The following is a 16,382-nucleotide window of genomic DNA, read 5'->3' as shown; positions in this document are numbered from 1 at the left end:
GTCGTCACGCAGTGCGGTCTCGACTTCTTCAGCGTACTTGAGCGCCTTGCGCAGCGACCATTGCGGCGGGATGCCCGCGTGCACCATGGCCACTTCGCGCTGTTCGTCGTAGTGCATGAGTTTCTGCTGGCGCAGCCATTCCATCAGTTCGGCGCAGTCCGGCGCTTCAAGGATTTCACGCAGCGTGTCGGACTTCTTCATGCGCTCGATGTTCTTCGCTGCGGCCAGCAGGTGCAGGTCGTGATTGCCGAGGACGCACACCAGCGAGTCGCGCATGCCATAAAGAAAGCGCAGGGTTTCCAGTGACTGCGGGCCTCGGTTGACCAGATCGCCCACCAGCCACAGGCGATCCAGGGTCGGATCGAATGCGACCTGCTTCAGCAGGCATTTGAGTGGTTCAAGGCAGCCTTGCAGGTCGCCGACGGCATACGTCGCCATCAGTGCAGAGCTCCGGGAACGGCGAGGCGGAAGGGCTTGATGATCGCATCGAAATGCTTGCCGTCGTCGGCGACCATTTCGTAAGTGCCTTGCATGGTGCCGACCTTGGTGGTCATCACCGTACCGCTGCTGTAGGTGTGGCTTTTGCCAGCGCCGATCAGCGGTTGCTGGCCGACCACGCCGGCGCCGCGCACTTCCTCGACATGGCCGTCGCCGTCGGTGATTACCCAATGGCGCGACATCAGGCGGGCCGGTTGCTCGCCATTGTTCTGCACGGTGATGGTGTAGGCGAAGGCAAAGCGCTCGTGCTCGGGTTGCGATTGGTCTGCCAGATAGTGGGTAACGACACTGACGTCGACCTGGTAGCGAGGATCGGACATGCGGAAGGCCTTAAAAGCGAAGCGGGACGCGGGGCGTAGCTGATTGAATTCAGTCTAGGCAAGTATCGGGCAGTAGACCAGAGTCGGCGACCTGCCCGATAACGATCATTGCCTGTCAGTCGGCTTCAGGCGCTTTGGCCGGCTGTTCGGCGAGCGTGTCGGCCAGGCGCACGAATGCGGCCAGGTCGAGTTGCTCGGGCCGCAGGCTGCCATCGACACCGGCGGCCTCGATCTCTGCGTTGCTCAGCAACTGCTTGAGGGTATTGCGCAGGGTCTTGCGGCGCTGGTTGAACGCTTCGCGTACTACGCGCTCCAGCAGGCGATGATCCTTGGCCGGATGCGGCAGCACCGCGTGCGGTACCAGGCGCACGATGGCGGAGTCGACCTTCGGCGGCGGATTGAACGCGCCCGGGCCGACGTTGAACAGGTGTTCGACCCGGCAGTGGTACTGAACCATGATCGACAGACGGCCCCAGTCGCCGCCACCCGGGCCGGCAGCCAGACGCTCGACCACTTCCTTCTGCAGCATGAAGTGCATGTCGCGGATGATGCCGGCGTTGTTCAGCAGGTGGAAAATCAGCGGCGTGGAGATGTTGTACGGCAGGTTGCCGACCACGCGCAGGCTGTTCGGCGCAGCGTTCAGGCTGTTGAAGTCGAACTTCAGCGCATCGCCCTGATGCAGGTTGAAATTGCTCTTGCCGGCGAACTGCTGGTTGAGGATCGGGATCAGGTCCTTGTCCAGCTCCACCACGTCCAGTTGTGCGCCGGAATTGAGGATGCCGGCGGTCAATGCACCCTGGCCCGGCCCGATTTCCAGCATGCGGTCGCCGGCCTTGGCACTGATGGAGCGCAGGATGCGGTCGATGACGCCGGCATCGTGCAGGAAGTTCTGTCCAAAGCGTTTGCGCGCCTTGTGTTGGTATTGCTCGGTCATAAACGGGTCTCGGCCATCTGGTAGGCGGTTTCCAGGGCAACTTGCAGGCTGCCGGTGTCGATCTTGCCGCTGCCGGCCAGATCCAGGGCGGTGCCATGGTCGACCGAAGTACGGATGATCGGCAGGCCCAGGGTCACATTGACTGCGGCGCCGAAGCCTTTGTACTTCAGCACGGGCAGGCCCTGGTCGTGGTACATCGCCAGCACTGCGTCGCAGTGCTCCAGATATTTGGGGGTAAACAGAGTGTCGGCAGGCAGCGGGCCACGAAGGTCCATGCCCTCGCCGCGCAGGCGCTCCAATGTGGGTTCGATGATGTCGATTTCTTCATGGCCCAGGTGTCCGCCTTCACCAGCGTGCGGATTGAGTCCGCAGACCAGGATGCGCGGTTGGGCGATGCCGAATTTTTGTTGCAGGTCGGCGTGCAGGATCCGCGTGACCCGTTCCAGCCGCTCCGGCGTGATCGCGTCGGCAATCTCGCGCAAGGGCAGGTGGGTGGTGACCAGCGCCACGCGCAAACCGCGGGTCGCGAGCATCATCACCACCTGGGCGGTGTGGGTCAGGTCGGCAAGAAATTCGGTGTGGCCGGAAAACGCAATGCCCGATTCGTTGATCACGCCCTTGTGTACAGGGGCGGTGATCATCCCGGCGAAGTCGCCGTTCAGGCAGCCATTGCCGGCGCGGGTCAGGGTTTCGAGGACGAATGCGGCGTTGGCCTTGTCCAGTTGCCCGGCGACCACGGGGGCGTTGAGCGGGGTGTCCCAGACATACAGGCTGTTGGCGGGCGCCGGAGCGTCCGGCCAGTGGTCCGGCGCCACTTCCAGCAAACTGACGGCCAGCCCCAGTTGCGCGGCCCGCTCTTGGAGCAGGTCGCGGCTGGTGATGGCAATCAGGGGATGTGGCTGGGCTTGCGAGGCGAGCAGCAGGCACAGGTCGGGACCGATGCCGGCCGGTTCGCCGGGTGTCAGCGCGAAACGCTTGGGTTTCACTGCGCTGCCTGGTCTGCACCAGGGAGTTTGATCTCTACGTACGCTTCGTCACGGATCTGACGCAGCCAGGTTTGCAGCTCTTCATCGTATTTGCGGTTACGCAGTACGGTCATCGCTTGCTGCTCACGGGCCTGTTCGGTGCTGTCGGTGGCGCGACGGCCAAGGACTTCCAGAACGTGCCAGCCGTACTGGGTCTGGAACGGCTTGGACAGCTGGCCTTGCGGGGCCTTGGCCATCACGGCGCGGAACTCCGGTACCAGTGCGTTCGGGTCGATCCAGTTCAGGTCGCCGCCGTTGAGGGCAGAACCCGGGTCTTCCGAATACTTCTTGGCCAGTTCGGCGAAATCTTCACCGGCTTCGATGCGGTTGTAGAGCGATTGAGCCAGTTCCTTGGTTTTCGCTTCGTCGCGAACCGGACTTGGCTTGACCAGAATGTGGCGCACATGCACTTCGTCACGCATCTGGCTTTCGCCACCGCGTTTTTCCAGCAGCTTCAGGATGATGAAACCACCCGGAGTGCGTGCCGGTTGAGTGATGTCGCCAGCCGTCATGCTGCTCAGTTCACGATCGAACGGAGGTGGCAGTTGAGCGGCTTTACGCCAGCCCATATCGCCGCCTTCCAGCGCGTTGTCGCTTGCGGAGTTGGCCACGGCCATCTGGCCGAAGTCAGCACCTTGCTTGAGCTGCTGGTAAACGTCCATCGCCTTGCGTGCAGCACTCTGAATCGCTTCGGAGTTGGCGCTTTCCGGGGTCGGAATCAGGATGTTGGCCAGGTGCAGTTCTTCGGACAGTTGCATCTTGCCCAGATCGGAGGCGAGGAAGTTCTTCACTTCCTGCTCCGATACCTGAATGCGTTCGGCCACGCGGCGCTGACGCACGCGGCTGATGATCATTTCGCGGCGGATCTGCTCACGGGCGTCCTCATAGGACAGGCCATCGCGGGACAGGGCGACACGGAATTGATCCGGGGTCATGTTGTTGCGCTGGGCAATGGTGCCGACCGCCTGGTTCAGCTCTTCATCGGTGATGCGGATACCGGAGCGTTCGCCGATCTGCAATTGCAGGTTTTCGACGATCAGGCGCTCGAGCACCTGTTGATCCAGCACGCCCGGAGGCGGCAAGCCGCCGCCACGCTTGGCGATGGTTTGCTGAACTTCGTGGACGCGTTGATCCAGCTGGCTCTGCATGACCACGTCGTTGTCGACGATGGCCACCACTTTGTCGATGGACTGTACTGCGGCGTTGGCCGCAGTACCCAGGAACAGCGCGCCCAGCATCAGCGGGCGCAGACAATCAGAAAGCTTGGTCTTCACGTTGACGATAACCTTGGATGCCTTTGTCGAGGAAGCTCTCTACCTTGGCGCCGGTGAGGCCGCCGAGTCCCTTCAGAACAATTTGGAGGAAGACGCCGTGGTCGCCTTTTTCGTTTTCCGGGGCGTTCTGACTGAATTCGTCATAGCTGACCCAGTAACGGTTGATCAGGCGCAGTTTCCAGCAGCAGTTGTCATATTCGAAACCACCGAAGGCTTCCAGCGTGCGGTTGCGGTTGTAGTCGTACTGCCAGCGGCTGATCGCGCTCCACTGTGGAACGATCGGCCAGATGACCGAGAAGTCATGCTGCTGGATCTTGTAGTAGTCCTTCACGTAGCCAGGCTGGCCAGGTGTGCCGTAGTCACCACCGCCCACGGCCCATTTACCGGTGTTCTGGTCGTAGCGGACCTGGTCATTGCGATAGCGATAGCCGACGTTGACCACCTTGTTCGGGTTGTCTTCAGGCTGGTAGTGGAACATTGCACTGCCGGAACGCGGGCTGCGGCTGTCCGGATCCCAGTTGTAGTCGGCAGTGGTGCGCCAGTCGCGGTTCCAGCGGTATTCGTATTCCAGTGCGTATGGCGAGACACTGGATTTGGCGTCGTCACGATCGTTGAACGCGATACCCGGGAGTTGAACTTTGCGGTCCTTGAAGTACAGGGCCTGACCGACGCTGATGCGTTGACGCTCGAACCCGTCATCTTCGATCCAGCGGCTGGTCACGCCCAGCGACAGTTTGTTCTCGTCGCCGACACGGTCGGAGCCGGAGAAGCGGTTGTCGCGGAACAGTGACGCATAGTTGAAGGTGTATTCGCTGGTGTCGAATACCGGAATGTCTTCCTGGTCCACCTCAGGTACATAGAGGTAGAACAGGCGCGGTTCCAACGTCTGACGGTAGTTCTTGCCAAAGAAGGATGTATTGCGGTCGAAGTACAGGCCACCGTCAACACTGGCGATTGGTACGCCGCGACTCTGGTTGCTGTCGAAGGTCCCGTTGAGTTTGTTCTGCTCTGCGGTCTGGGCAGCAATCTGCGACTTGCCGGTGCCGTCCAGATCCAGTTGGTACTGGGTGTACTGGTACTTCAGCGACGGCTTGAGGAAGCCATAGGTCCAGTTCATCGGAAGGCTGACGCCCGGCTTCAGATTCAGACGGTCGCCGTTGGCGCGCGCCAGGCCGAACACGTTGTTATCGAGGCGACGCTCGATAGTGCCGTCTTCGTTGACGAAATTGCCGTCTTTCAGATCGCGGTCAAACCGAACGATTTCGGTCTCGTAATCGAAATTCAGACCTTCCGGATGATACGGCAGCTGACCATTGAAGGTGATCTGCGGCAGACGGTCATACGGGGTGATGTTCGATACGGTCGCCAGCTGGTACGCCTGGGCGTTCAAGCGTGCGGTGTAGCTGTCGCCACGGTACGTCACCGAACCTTGCTGGTTCACGAAGTCGGCGCTTTTGACACCAATCTGGTCGGTCTGCAGGTCCTGGAAGTAGTACGGATCGCTGATCTTGGTGTAGTCCACCTGGGTCAGCACGCGGGAGTCGAGACCGCCCTTGTGCTGCCAGTTGTACATGTAGCGATTCTTCTGATAGTCGGTCTGCTTGCTGCGCTCGGTTTCCTCGTCGTTGAGGTACGCCGCACCGAACTGACCTTCGCTGGACTTGGTGAGGTAGCGGAATTCGCCTTCCATCAACAGACCGCGTTTGGCCATGTAGCGTGGATACAACGTGGCATCGTAGTTCGGTGCCAGGTTGAAGTAGTACGGGGTCACCAGCATGAAGCCGGTGTCGCTGCCGGTGCCGATGGTCGGCGGCAGGAAGCCCGACTGACGACGGTCGTCGATCGGGAAGTAGATGTACGGCGTGTACAGAACCGGAATGTCCTTGACCCGCAGTGTCACGTTGGTCGCGGTACCGAAGCCGGTGGCAGGGTTCAGGGTGATGTTGTTGCCCTTGAGCTGCCAGGCGTTGCTGTTCGGTTCGCACGTGGTGTACGTGCCGTCCTTCAGGCGGATGATCGCGTTTTCGGCACGCTTGGCGTACAGCGCGTTACCGCGGATGCGCGACTTGTGCATCACGTATTCGGCGTTGTCGACCTTGGCTTCACCGGTGTCCAGCTGCACATCGGCGTGGTCGCCGACGATCAGCGCGCCGTTGTCGCGAATGCGCACGTTGCCCGCCAGTTCGCCACGGCTTTCGGCCTGATACAGGTTGGCCTCGTCGGCTTCGACCTGCATGCTGCCCTGACGCATGACCACGTCACCGGCCAGACTCGCGACCTGCGAATCCTGCTGATAACGCGACGCCTTGGCGCCGATGAAGGTCGGGGCGTCACTTTTATTCGTCTTGTCATTCATGCCAGGACGAATTGGTTCGATATAGGAACCAGAGCAGTAAGGACCGGTCTCGGCCAGTTGGGCCGCGGTGAGCTTCTCGCGCGGAACCCAGTCGAGGTGACTGTAGTCTTCGCTACGGGATTTCAGGCCACGGCCCTTGGATTCGGTAACCAGTACCGGCTTGGGCCCGGACTCTGCGGTGGAACCGCTCTCGGCCGCAGCTTCGCCAGCGGCGCTGACGGCACTGCCGTCATGCACGGGACGCGGCGGCAAGGCAGCGGCCGACGTCTTCGGCGAGCAGGCCCAGCCTCCCGTTGCCGAGACGGCGCAGTCATACTGCTCGGCGGCGACAACGAATGAACTGGCCAGAGGTTGCATAGCCAGCAGACTGCCGGTTACCAACAACGGAAATTTTTTACGAAACGCGGGGGATTTCAATGCCATCTTATTAGTCCGGGCTTCCTGCGTGCCATCTGCCCGCGGTGTGGGCCGCACGCCTCTCGATGGTCTGAAAAAGATGCTGGATAATAAAGCATGACCCGCTTGACGGCTAGCGCCGTCGGAGACCCTTGCAATGCCTGATCAAGATGTACGCTTGCAACACCTGAAAGTTTGGCTCGATGAACAGTTGGCAATCCTTTTTGCAGATCAGGGCTGGGGAGCCGTACCCCCGGCCACGTTGACCGCGGCCAGCAGCGACGCGAGTTTCCGCCGGTATTTCCGTTGGGAAGGCGCGGGACGCAGCTTCGTCGTGATGGACGCGCCGCCACCTCAGGAAAACTGCAAACCGTTCGTGGATATCGCCTTTTTGCTGGCGAAATCCGGCATCAACGTGCCGAAAATTTATGCCGAAGACCTGGAGCGCGGGTTTCTTTTGCTCAATGACCTGGGCAACAAAACCTATCTGGACGTGATCGACAGCGAAAATGCCGACGCGTTATTCAGTGATGCCCTGCAAGCGCTGCTGGCTTTTCAGCAGCTGCCGATGGTCGCGCCGCTGCCGAGCTATGACGTGGCGTTGTTGCGCCGCGAGCTGGAACTGTTCCCCGAGTGGTACGTGAAACGCGAGCTGGGCGTCGAGTTCGATGCCACCCAACAACAGCAGTGGCAGAAGGTCAGCGATCTGCTGATCGACAGTGCCTTGGCCCAACCGAAAGTGCTGGTGCACCGCGACTACATGCCGCGCAACCTGATGCTCAGCGAGCCGAATCCCGGCGTGCTGGACTTCCAGGACGCCGTGTATGGCCCGGTGACCTACGACGTGACCTGCCTGTTCAAGGACGCTTTCCTCAGCTGGCCTGAAGAGCGTGTGCGCAGCTGGCTGGAAAGCTACTGGCAGCAGGCGTCGGCGCTGAACATCCCGGTGCAGCCGGACTTCGAAGGGTTCCTGCGTGCCAGCGACCTGATGGGCGTGCAGCGCCATCTGAAAGTCATCGGCATCTTCGCCCGCATCTGCCATCGCGATGGCAAGCCGCGTTACCTCGGCGATGTGCCACGTTTCTTCTCTTATATAGAAGCGGTCATCGCGCGCCGTCCCGAGCTGGCGGATCTGCAGGCACTGCTCGCCAGCCTGCGTGGTGGAGTGACGGCATGAAGGCAATGATTCTGGCGGCGGGCAAAGGCGAGCGCATGCGCCCGCTGACCCTGACCACCCCCAAACCGCTGGTGCGCGCCGGTGGTGTGCCTCTGATTGAATATCACCTGCGTGCCCTGGCCGCGGCCGGTTTCAACGAGATCGTGATCAACCATGCCTGGCTCGGACAGCAGATTGAAGATCACTTGGGCGATGGCTCGCAGTTCGGTGTGTCGATCCAGTACTCGCCAGAGGGTGAGCCACTGGAAACCGGCGGCGGTATTTTCCGCGCCTTGCCGCTGCTGGGCGACGATGCGTTTCTGGTGGTCAACGGTGACATCTGGACCGATTACGACTTCAGCGTGCTGCATCAGCCGATCACCGGGCTGGCGCATCTGGTGTTGGCGGATAATCCGGCGCATCACCCGACAGGCGACTTCACTCTGACCGACGGCCAGGTGCGTGATGGCCAGGCCGATGCGGCGACCCTGACCTACAGCGGCATCGCCGTACTGCATCCGCAGTTGTTCGACGGCTGCAGCGAGGGTGCCTTCAAACTGGCGCCGCTGTTGCGTAAAGCCATGGTGGACGGGCAGGTGACCGGCGAGCGGCTGAAAGGTCACTGGGTCGATGTCGGTACGCACGAGCGTCTGGCCGAAGCCGAAGCCTTGATAGAAGCGAGTCGCTGATATGTTGTGGCCAGGGACTCTGATTGGAGCCGGAGCGGGTTTTGCTATCGCCAGCATTCCGGGGGCCATGCTTGGGGCTTTGTTGGGGCAGGCGCTGGATCGGCGCCTGCATTTGCAGAGCTGGGGGCATTTACGGGAAAAACTCGGCGGCCGACCGATGCTGCGCAACGACGAACTGTTGTTCGTGTTGCTCGGGCGTCTGGCCAAGAGCGACGGGCGGGTCACGGACGGTCACATCCAGCAGGCGCGGCAGGAGATGCGCGCGCTGGAAATGAGCGAGCCGGCACAGCGCCGGGCGATTGCCGCGTTCAATCGCGGCAAGTCCGGCAACGACAATCTGCGCGGCTATCTGCGTCGGTTGAGTGCTCAACCCCATGCGGCCGAAGGCGTGTTGCGCGCCTGCTGGAGAATGGTCTGGGCCGACGGCCGGGCTGGTGTCAGCGAGCGAGAATTGCTGGCACAGTGGGGCAAGTGGCTGGGCTGGACGACGCACCAGATACAGGCGCTGGCGGCGGATTACGAGCCGCACAAGCGTCCGATCGTCAGTGCGGCGGTGAGCTATCAGGAGGCGATGCGCCTGCTCGGCGTATCGGCCACCAGCGAACCGGCGCAGATCAAACGTGCCTATCGACGCCTGCTCAGCCGGCATCACCCGGACAAGGTGGCCGGGACGGGCGCCACACCGGCGCAGGTGCGCGAGGCCACCGAAAGGACCCGCGAATTGCACAATGCCTACACGCTGATTCGCGAACGGCGGGATTTTCGCTAGTCGTTGGTCTCGTGGTATTTGTTCTGGCCCAATCGCAAGCAGGCTCGCTCCCACAATCGACCGGGTTCCTTCGCAAGGAATGCGATCCAATGTGGGAGCGAGCCTGCTCGCGATTGGGAGCGACTGGGTAACGAATCAGTCCGGGTTCTGCGGATTCAACCAACCACGCACCCGGCGGAACAATTGCTCCTGCTCGGCTTTGTTGTCCGGCAAAGCCTTGAGAGCTACCTGGCTGAACGCGGAAGTCTTCAGGCGCTTGCTTGCTTGCATCCGTTCCAGTGCAGCGTTGCGATCCAGCGGTTTGTCCATGTAGTAGACGTCTGCTGTCGGCAGCTTCAGGGTCGGTGTCAGCTCTACCAGCTCCGGTTGGGCCTTCGCCGGTGTCTGCGCGGCTACCAAAACAAGCTTCTCGACTTGCGAGCTTTGTCTTTCGCTCTGGTAGCGCGCCGCCCAATAAGCGCCAGTGCCATGACCGAGGACGACGATGCTGCGCGCACTTTGTTGTTCGGCGTAGGCGATCGCTGCATCGATACGGGCGAAAATCCGTTCAGCATCGGCTTTGGACTGTTCTTCGGTAGTCTCGGCGACGACTTTGTCAGCCACATCGGCTTCGCCGCCGGCGGCTTGTTCGATCGGCTCGGCAGTGGTCGAATCCTTGCTGCCAGGGTCGGCGGTTTTCGGTGCTGCGGGGGCTTCGACCACACGCGGCGCGATGGCGTCGCTTTGCAGATCGGGCAGGGTGATACTCAGGCTGCTCCACTCGACGTCCGGCAACTTGCGGCGCAACGGGCCGATCGCCTGGGGCCAGTCGGCGGTTTCGCCGGCGCCGGGAATGAGGATCACCGCGCCTTTGGGTTCGGCGGTGTTGGCCGGTTTCCACAGAGCGAGGAAAGTGTCGCTGCCGGCTTGCAGTTGCTGTTGTTCCTGGGCCGGAACCTTGCGTTCGAGTGCAGCGGCTTCTTCCTGACTACGCTCAAGCAGTGGCTGGCGTTCGACCGGTTTTTCTTCGGCGGCTTTTTCTGCGGCGGGAACAGGTGCCGGATCCGCGGCTTCGACGGAAAACGCACAAGGCAGGATCAGCGACAGGCACAATGCTGGCATTGCCAGGCGATAGACAGGGGGCATCGGTTATTCCAGGCCAGAAGTTATCCCGGCAGCCTAATGGGTTGGTCAGAATTTGTCAGTGTATGAGACTTCAATGATGCGTTTTTGCTGCCTGTGGGTTATCGGCTGTCTGGCGTTTCCCTTGATGGGTTGGGCGGCGCCTGCGCCACCGAGTCACCTCGCGCGGTTGTCGGCGAGCGAGCAACAGTGGCTCGCACAGCACAATGAATTGCGCGTGGGCCTGGTGTTGCAGGCGCCGTACGCGCAATACGATCGGCGCTTGCAGCGGCTGTCGGGGGCCAACGTCGAAGTGATGAAGGCGTTGGCCAAGGCACTGAATGTGGAGCTGAGCTGGCGCAATTTTCAGGATCTGGCACAACTGGAGGCGGCTGCCCGGGACGGCGAGATCGACATCGCTCCGGGCCTGACCCAGACCCCGGGCGGTCTGCGTCTGTGGCAGTTTTCCGACCCCTACATGCGCGTGCCGCAACTGGTGGTCAGCGACCAGAGGAGCAGCGCGACCGTGGAGCTGGAAAAACTCGACAGCCAGACCCGCGTCGCCGTGCGCATGCCCGGCGTCACCGCCGATTACCTGCGCGGCAACTATCCCCACCTGAATCTGCAAGGCGTACCGATGGAGCGTCAGGCGCTGCAACTGTTGCTGAGTCAGCAGGCGTCCTACGCGGTGGTCGATGAGGCACAGCTCGGTCGGTTGTCAGCCGAACCGGAGTTCGCCGGGCTGGTGGTGGTCGGGGACATCGGTTTGCCGCAACTGCTGCGCATCGGCACCCGTCGCGACTGGCCGGAGCTGGCCGGGATCGTCGAAAGTGCGTTGCGCGCAATCCCGGCCAGGGATCTGGAGCGCCTGCATGCGCAATGGCTGCAACCCAAATATCCGCGGCTCTCCGAATCGCCGGGCTTCTGGCAGAACCTGAGTCTGCTGTTCGCGGTGCTGCTGCTCAGTTGCGTGGCCATCGTGTTCTGGCAACGCCGTCAGCAGCGAAGTCTTGAGCAACGCCTGTTCGATGCGCGAGAAGACATCGCGCTGCGAGCTGCCAGCGAAGAGGCCTTGCGCCTTACCCAGTTTTCCATCGACCAGAGCACCGTCGGCATTCTCTGGGTCAACTGGGACAGCCATGTGCGCTACGCCAACCGTGCGGCAGAAAACATGCTCGGTTATCCACAGGGCGCCATCATCGACCGGCCGTTGATCGACTTCGAACCGGGCTTGCACATGGATCGCTGGCTCAATCTGTGGAAACGCGCCCGGGCCAGTGAAGAAGGGCCGCTGAGTTTTGAAACCAACTGTGTGCGGGCCGATGGCAGTGTGCTGCCGGCGGACGTGTCGCTGAGCTTCCTGCGTTTTCGCGATGGCGAGTACCTGGTGGTTTACCTCACCGATGTCACCGAGCGACGTCGTGCCCTGGCTGCGTTGCAGGAAAGCGAGGCGCGGCTGCAAGGCATCGCGGCCAATGTGCCGGGGCTGGTGTTCCGTCTCGAGCGTGCACCGGTCACCGGGCAGATCGACTTCGCCTACATCAGCGAGGGCAGCGAAAGTCTGGTCGGCTACGCGCCGGCCGCCATCGCCCACCGCGACATGGGCCTGCGCAGTCTGGTGCATCCGGATGACCGGGCCGCTTATCACCAGACCCAGGATCGGGCGCTGGACACCGACAGCGACTGGTCGTGGCAGGGCCGGATCCTCACGCGCCAAGGCGAGCAGCGCTGGGCCGAGATCAAGGCGATCACCCGTCAACTGGAAGGCGGTTCCTATGTCTGGGACGGCATTGTCTGGGACATCACGGAAAGCAAACGTATCGAACTGGAGCTGGCGGCCTCCCGCGAACAACTGCGCGAATTGTCGGCGCACCTGGAAAGCGTGCGGGAAGAGGAAAAGGCGCGCATTGCCCGCGAGGTTCACGATGAACTGGGGCAGATGCTGACGGTGCTGAAACTGGAGACGTCGATGTGCGAACTGGCCTACGCGCAACTCGACCCGGGTCTGAACGAACGGCTGAACAGCATGAAGCGCCTGATCGCCCAGTTGTTCCAGTTGGTTCGCGATGTGGCGACGGCATTGCGCCCGCCGATCCTCGATGCCGGGATCGCCTCGGCCATCGAGTGGCAGGCGCGGCGGTTCGAGGCGCGCACGCAGATTCCGTGTCTGGTGCAGGTGCCGGACAACCTTGCACCGCTCAGCGACGCCAAGGCCATCGGCCTGTTCCGCATTCTTCAGGAGGCGCTGACCAACGTCATGCGCCATGCACAGGCGCATACTGTAGAACTGACGTTGGCGCAGCAAGGCGACGAATTGTGTCTGACGGTCAGCGATGATGGCGTAGGATTTGTCGCCGCTGCCGGCAGGCCGACATCCTTTGGACTGGTGGGCATGCGCGAGCGGGTGTTGATCATGGGCGGGCAGCTGTCACTCGACAGCGAGCCGGGCGAGGGCACCACGCTGAGCGTGCGGGTGCCACTGGATGAGGAGAAGTAAGTGATCCGTGTACTGGTAGCCGAAGACCACACCATCGTTCGCGAAGGCATCAAGCAATTGATCGGCCTGGCCAAGGATCTGCAAGTGGTGGGGGAGGCGAGCAACGGCGAACAGTTGCTTGAAACCCTGCGCAACGTTCCCTGTGAAGTGGTGCTGCTGGATATCTCGATGCCCGGTGTCAACGGGCTCGAAGCGATTCCACGGATCCGCGCGCTGAACCATCCGCCGGCGATTCTGGTGCTGTCGATGCACGACGAAGCGCAGATGGCCGCCCGGGCGCTGAAGGTCGGCGCCGCCGGGTATGCGACCAAGGACAGTGATCCGGCGCTGCTGCTGACGGCGATTCGCAAGGTCGCGGCCGGCGGGCGTTACATCGACCCGGAGCTGGCCGACCGCATGGTCTTCGAAGTCGGCCTGACCGATGCGCGGCCGCTGCACTCGTTGCTGTCGGAGCGCGAGTTCTCGGTGTTCGAACGCCTGGCCCAGGGTGCCAACGTCAACGACATCGCCCAGCAACTGGCCCTGAGCAGCAAGACCATCAGTACCCACAAGGCCCGGTTGATGCAAAAACTCAACATCACCTCGCTCGCCGAGCTGGTGAAGTACGCGATGGAGCACAAGCTTCTCTGAACCACACATCTATCCACTGTGGGAGCGAGCTTGCTCGCGAAGAGGCCGTGTCAGACAGAAAAGATGGCGACTGACACACCGCTTTCGCGAGCAAGCTCGCTCCCACAGGTTTCTTCATCGATCCTGCGATATTGGGCATATCTGTTAGCGACACGCGCTTCTGCTTGTTATTGAAGCTTGCAGCTCAGCGCTCGCCACTGCTTTATCCATTAACGCCATCCTTGTAGGGCAATCCCTACCCCCGGCCTTCCATCCGGCTGAGGCGATTCTCTCCTGCGCCCCGATTTGCGTGACTGCGAGCAGCCACTAGGCTTAATCCCACAGCAGTCATCAATAACAAAGGTGTGGGTATGAGCCAGGTCGAATCAAACGCAGGGGCCAGCGATGTGCTGGTCAGCTTTCGTGGAGTGCAGAAGAGCTACGACGGCGAGAACCTGATCGTCAAAGACCTCAACCTGGACATTCGCAAGGGCGAATTCCTCACCTTGCTCGGGCCGTCCGGCTCGGGCAAGACCACCAGCCTGATGATGCTCGCCGGTTTCGAAACACCGACCGCCGGTGAAATTCTCCTGGCCGGGCGGGCGATCAACAACGTGCCGCCGCACAAGCGCGACATCGGCATGGTGTTCCAGAACTACGCGCTGTTCCCGCACATGACCGTCGCCGAAAACCTCGCGTTCCCGCTGACCGTGCGCGGCCTGAACAAGAGCGATGTCAGCGACAAGGTCAAGAAAGTCCTGAGCATGGTCCAGCTCGACGCCTTCGCATCGCGCTATCCGGCGCAACTGTCCGGCGGTCAGCAACAGCGTGTGGCATTGGCCCGCGCGCTGGTGTTCGAACCACAATTGGTGCTGATGGACGAACCGCTTGGCGCTCTCGATAAACAACTGCGCGAACACATGCAGATGGAAATCAAACACCTGCACCAGCGGCTCGGCGTGACCGTGGTCTACGTGACTCACGACCAGGGCGAAGCCCTGACCATGTCCGACCGCGTTGCCGTATTCCACCAGGGCGAGATCCAGCAGATCGCCCCGCCGCGCACCCTCTACGAAGAACCGAAAAACACCTTCGTCGCCAACTTCATCGGCGAAAACAACCGCCTCAACGGTCGCCTGCTCAGCCAGAACGGCGAGCGCTGTGTGGTCGAGCTGGGGCGTGGGGAAAAGGTCGAGGCGCTGGCGGTCAACATCGGCCAGACCGGCGAACCCGTCACCCTGTCGATCCGCCCCGAGCGCGTCAGCCTCAACGGTTCGAGCGACCAATGCGTCAACCGCTTCTCCGGGCGGGTGGCCGAATTCATCTATCTGGGCGACCACGTCCGGGTGCGCCTGGAAGTCTGCGGCAAGACCGACTTCTTCGTGAAACAACCGATTGCCGAGCTCGATCCTGCGCTCGCGGTCGGCGACGTGGTTCCGCTTGGCTGGCAGGTCGAGCACGTTCGCGCGCTCGATCCTCTTCTAGAGGCGCATTAAGCGCCCCGGCAATACCAACACCAACCCTGCACGTGGAGAGAACAATAAATGTTGAGATCCCTGAAGTTCACAGCCCTGACCCTGGGCCTGATGGGTGCGGCAAGCGCAATGGCCGCTGGGCCGGATCTGACCGTGGTGTCGTTTGGCGGGGCGAACAAGGCGGCGCAAGTCAAAGCCTTCTACGCACCGTGGGAAGCGGCGGGCAACGGCAAGATCGTCGCCGGCGAGTACAACGGTGAGATGGCCAAGGTCAAAGCCATGGTCGACACCAAGAGCGTGTCCTGGGATCTGGTAGAGGTTGAATCGCCGGAACTGTCCCGAGGCTGCGACGAAGACATGTTCGAGCAGCTCGATCCTGCGCTGTTCGGCAAGACCGAAGACTACGTCAAAGGCGCGATCCAGCCGTGCGGCGTGGGCTTCTTCGTGTGGTCGACCGTGCTGGCCTACAACGCCGACAAGCTGAAAACCGCACCGACCAGCTGGGCGGATTTCTGGGACACCCAGAAATTCCCGGGCAAGCGCGGCCTGCGTAAAGGCGCCAAGTACACTCTCGAATTCGCACTGATGGCCGACGGCGTTGCACCGAAAGACGTCTACAAGGAACTGGCCAGCAAGGGCGGTCAGGATCGCGCGTTCAAGAAACTGGATGAGCTGAAACCGAACATCCAGTGGTGGGAAGCCGGCGCCCAGCCGCCGCAGTACCTCGCTTCCGGTGACGTGGTCATGAGCTCGGCCTACAACGGTCGTATTGCAGCGGTGCAGAAAGAATCCAACCTGAAAGTGGTGTGGAACGGCGGCATCTACGACTTCGACGCCTGGGCCATCCCGAAAGGCCTGGACGCCAAGCGCGCCGAGGCGGCGAAGAAATTCATCGCGTTCTCGGTGCAGCCGCAACAGCAGAAGACTTACTCGGAAAACATCGCCTACGGCCCGGCCAACTCTCAGGCCGTGCCATTGCTGGACAAGGCGATCCTGAAGGACATGCCGACCACCCCGGAAAACATCGCCAACCAGGTGCAGATCGACGTCAGCTTCTGGGCTGACAACGGCGAGCAACTGGAGCAGCGCTTCAACTCCTGGGCTGCGAAGTAAGCGCACGACCCTGCAAGGGCGGGCTCGCCTCACCCTTGTGGGAGCGAGCTTGCTCGCGATGAGGCCAACCCATTCAACATCTTCGTTGATTGAACGACCGCATTCGCGAGCAAGCTCGCTCCCACAGGTTGCGATGTTCCAACACAACAGAGGCGGTGCGCCGCTTTTGT

Annotated in this window: 14 protein-coding genes; 7 read left to right on the top strand and 7 right to left on the bottom strand. The window is 61.7% G+C overall.

The genetic code is table 11. The features are described 5' to 3' along the window. From N8H71_RS28060 to N8H71_RS28035, 6 genes are all read right to left on the bottom strand, one after another. Window positions 1-438, bottom strand: a 438-nt coding sequence (locus N8H71_RS28060; RefSeq protein ID WP_262196465.1) for a symmetrical bis(5'-nucleosyl)-tetraphosphatase, incomplete at its 3' end; no start/stop codon positions are given. Further along, complete coding sequence (gene apaG, locus N8H71_RS28055; RefSeq protein ID WP_064380341.1) at window positions 438-818, bottom strand: Co2+/Mg2+ efflux protein ApaG; 381 nt, start codon at window positions 816-818, stop codon at window positions 438-440. The genes apaG and N8H71_RS28060, both read right to left, overlap by 1 nt. Before the next feature lie 115 nt (window positions 819-933). Next, entirely contained in the window at window positions 934-1,752 is an 819-nt protein-coding gene (gene rsmA / locus N8H71_RS28050) for a 16S rRNA (adenine(1518)-N(6)/adenine(1519)-N(6))-dimethyltransferase RsmA (RefSeq protein ID WP_262196464.1), read from the bottom strand. Further along, entirely contained in the window at window positions 1,749-2,738 is a 990-nt protein-coding gene (pdxA, locus tag N8H71_RS28045; RefSeq protein WP_262196463.1) for a 4-hydroxythreonine-4-phosphate dehydrogenase PdxA, read from the bottom strand. The genes rsmA and pdxA overlap by 4 nt, the downstream gene beginning before the upstream one ends. Beyond that, window positions 2,735-4,051, bottom strand: coding sequence for a peptidylprolyl isomerase SurA (gene surA / locus N8H71_RS28040; protein ID WP_262196462.1), 1,317 nt, complete (start codon window positions 4,049-4,051; stop codon window positions 2,735-2,737). Before surA ends, pdxA begins: the two co-directional genes overlap by 4 nt. After that, entirely contained in the window at window positions 4,032-6,830 is a 2,799-nt protein-coding gene (locus N8H71_RS28035) for an LPS-assembly protein LptD (RefSeq protein WP_262196461.1), read from the bottom strand. Before N8H71_RS28035 ends, surA begins: the two co-directional genes overlap by 20 nt. Window positions 6,831-6,960: 130 nt before the next feature. On the opposite strand from N8H71_RS28035, the gene N8H71_RS28030 reads away from it, so the two are divergent. Genes N8H71_RS28030 through N8H71_RS28020 form a run of 3 tightly spaced genes read left to right on the top strand, consistent with a single transcriptional unit; the run spans window position 6,961 to window position 9,417 of the window. Then, the gene (locus N8H71_RS28030) at window positions 6,961-7,980 is read left to right on the top strand and encodes an aminoglycoside phosphotransferase family protein (protein ID WP_262196460.1); all 1,020 of its coding nucleotides are present in this window, start codon (window positions 6,961-6,963) and stop codon (window positions 7,978-7,980) included. Next, a complete protein-coding gene (murU, locus tag N8H71_RS28025; protein WP_262196459.1) occupies window positions 7,977-8,648 on the top strand; it encodes an N-acetylmuramate alpha-1-phosphate uridylyltransferase MurU in 672 nt (223 codons plus the stop codon). Before N8H71_RS28030 ends, murU begins: the two co-directional genes overlap by 4 nt. Before the next feature lies 1 nt (window position 8,649). Further along, complete coding sequence (locus N8H71_RS28020; RefSeq protein WP_007959923.1) at window positions 8,650-9,417, top strand: TerB family tellurite resistance protein; 768 nt, start codon at window positions 8,650-8,652, stop codon at window positions 9,415-9,417. 135 nt (window positions 9,418-9,552) lie between these two features. On the opposite strand, the gene N8H71_RS28015 is transcribed toward N8H71_RS28020, so the two are convergent. Then, the gene (locus N8H71_RS28015) at window positions 9,553-10,542 is read right to left on the bottom strand and encodes an alpha/beta hydrolase family protein (RefSeq protein WP_262196458.1); all 990 of its coding nucleotides are present in this window, start codon (window positions 10,540-10,542) and stop codon (window positions 9,553-9,555) included. Window positions 10,543-10,615: 73 nt separating this feature from the next. Here N8H71_RS28015 and N8H71_RS28010 point away from each other — a divergent pair, with 73 nt between their 5' ends. The 4 genes from N8H71_RS28010 to N8H71_RS27995 all read left to right on the top strand — a co-directional run bounded on the left by N8H71_RS28010 (window position 10,616) and on the right by N8H71_RS27995 (window position 16,212). Further along, a complete protein-coding gene (locus N8H71_RS28010; RefSeq protein WP_262196457.1) occupies window positions 10,616-13,015 on the top strand; it encodes a PAS domain-containing sensor histidine kinase in 2,400 nt (799 codons plus the stop codon). Next, window positions 13,016-13,645, top strand: coding sequence for a response regulator (locus N8H71_RS28005; RefSeq protein ID WP_007959929.1), 630 nt, complete (start codon window positions 13,016-13,018; stop codon window positions 13,643-13,645). A gap of 350 nt (window positions 13,646-13,995) precedes the next feature. After that, a complete protein-coding gene (locus N8H71_RS28000) occupies window positions 13,996-15,120 on the top strand; it encodes an ABC transporter ATP-binding protein (protein WP_007959931.1) in 1,125 nt (374 codons plus the stop codon). Between the two features lie 48 nt (window positions 15,121-15,168). Beyond that, window positions 15,169-16,212, top strand: a complete 1,044-nt coding sequence (locus N8H71_RS27995) for an ABC transporter substrate-binding protein (RefSeq protein ID WP_262196456.1) — start codon at window positions 15,169-15,171, stop codon at window positions 16,210-16,212. Window positions 16,213-16,382: the final 170 nt, after the last annotated feature.

Source organism: Pseudomonas koreensis, from assembly GCF_025447595.1.
Taxonomy (GTDB): domain Bacteria; phylum Pseudomonadota; class Gammaproteobacteria; order Pseudomonadales; family Pseudomonadaceae; genus Aquipseudomonas; species Aquipseudomonas koreensis_H.
Note: the sequence above shows the minus strand (reverse complement) of the source record. Positions and strands in the feature narration are given on the sequence as shown.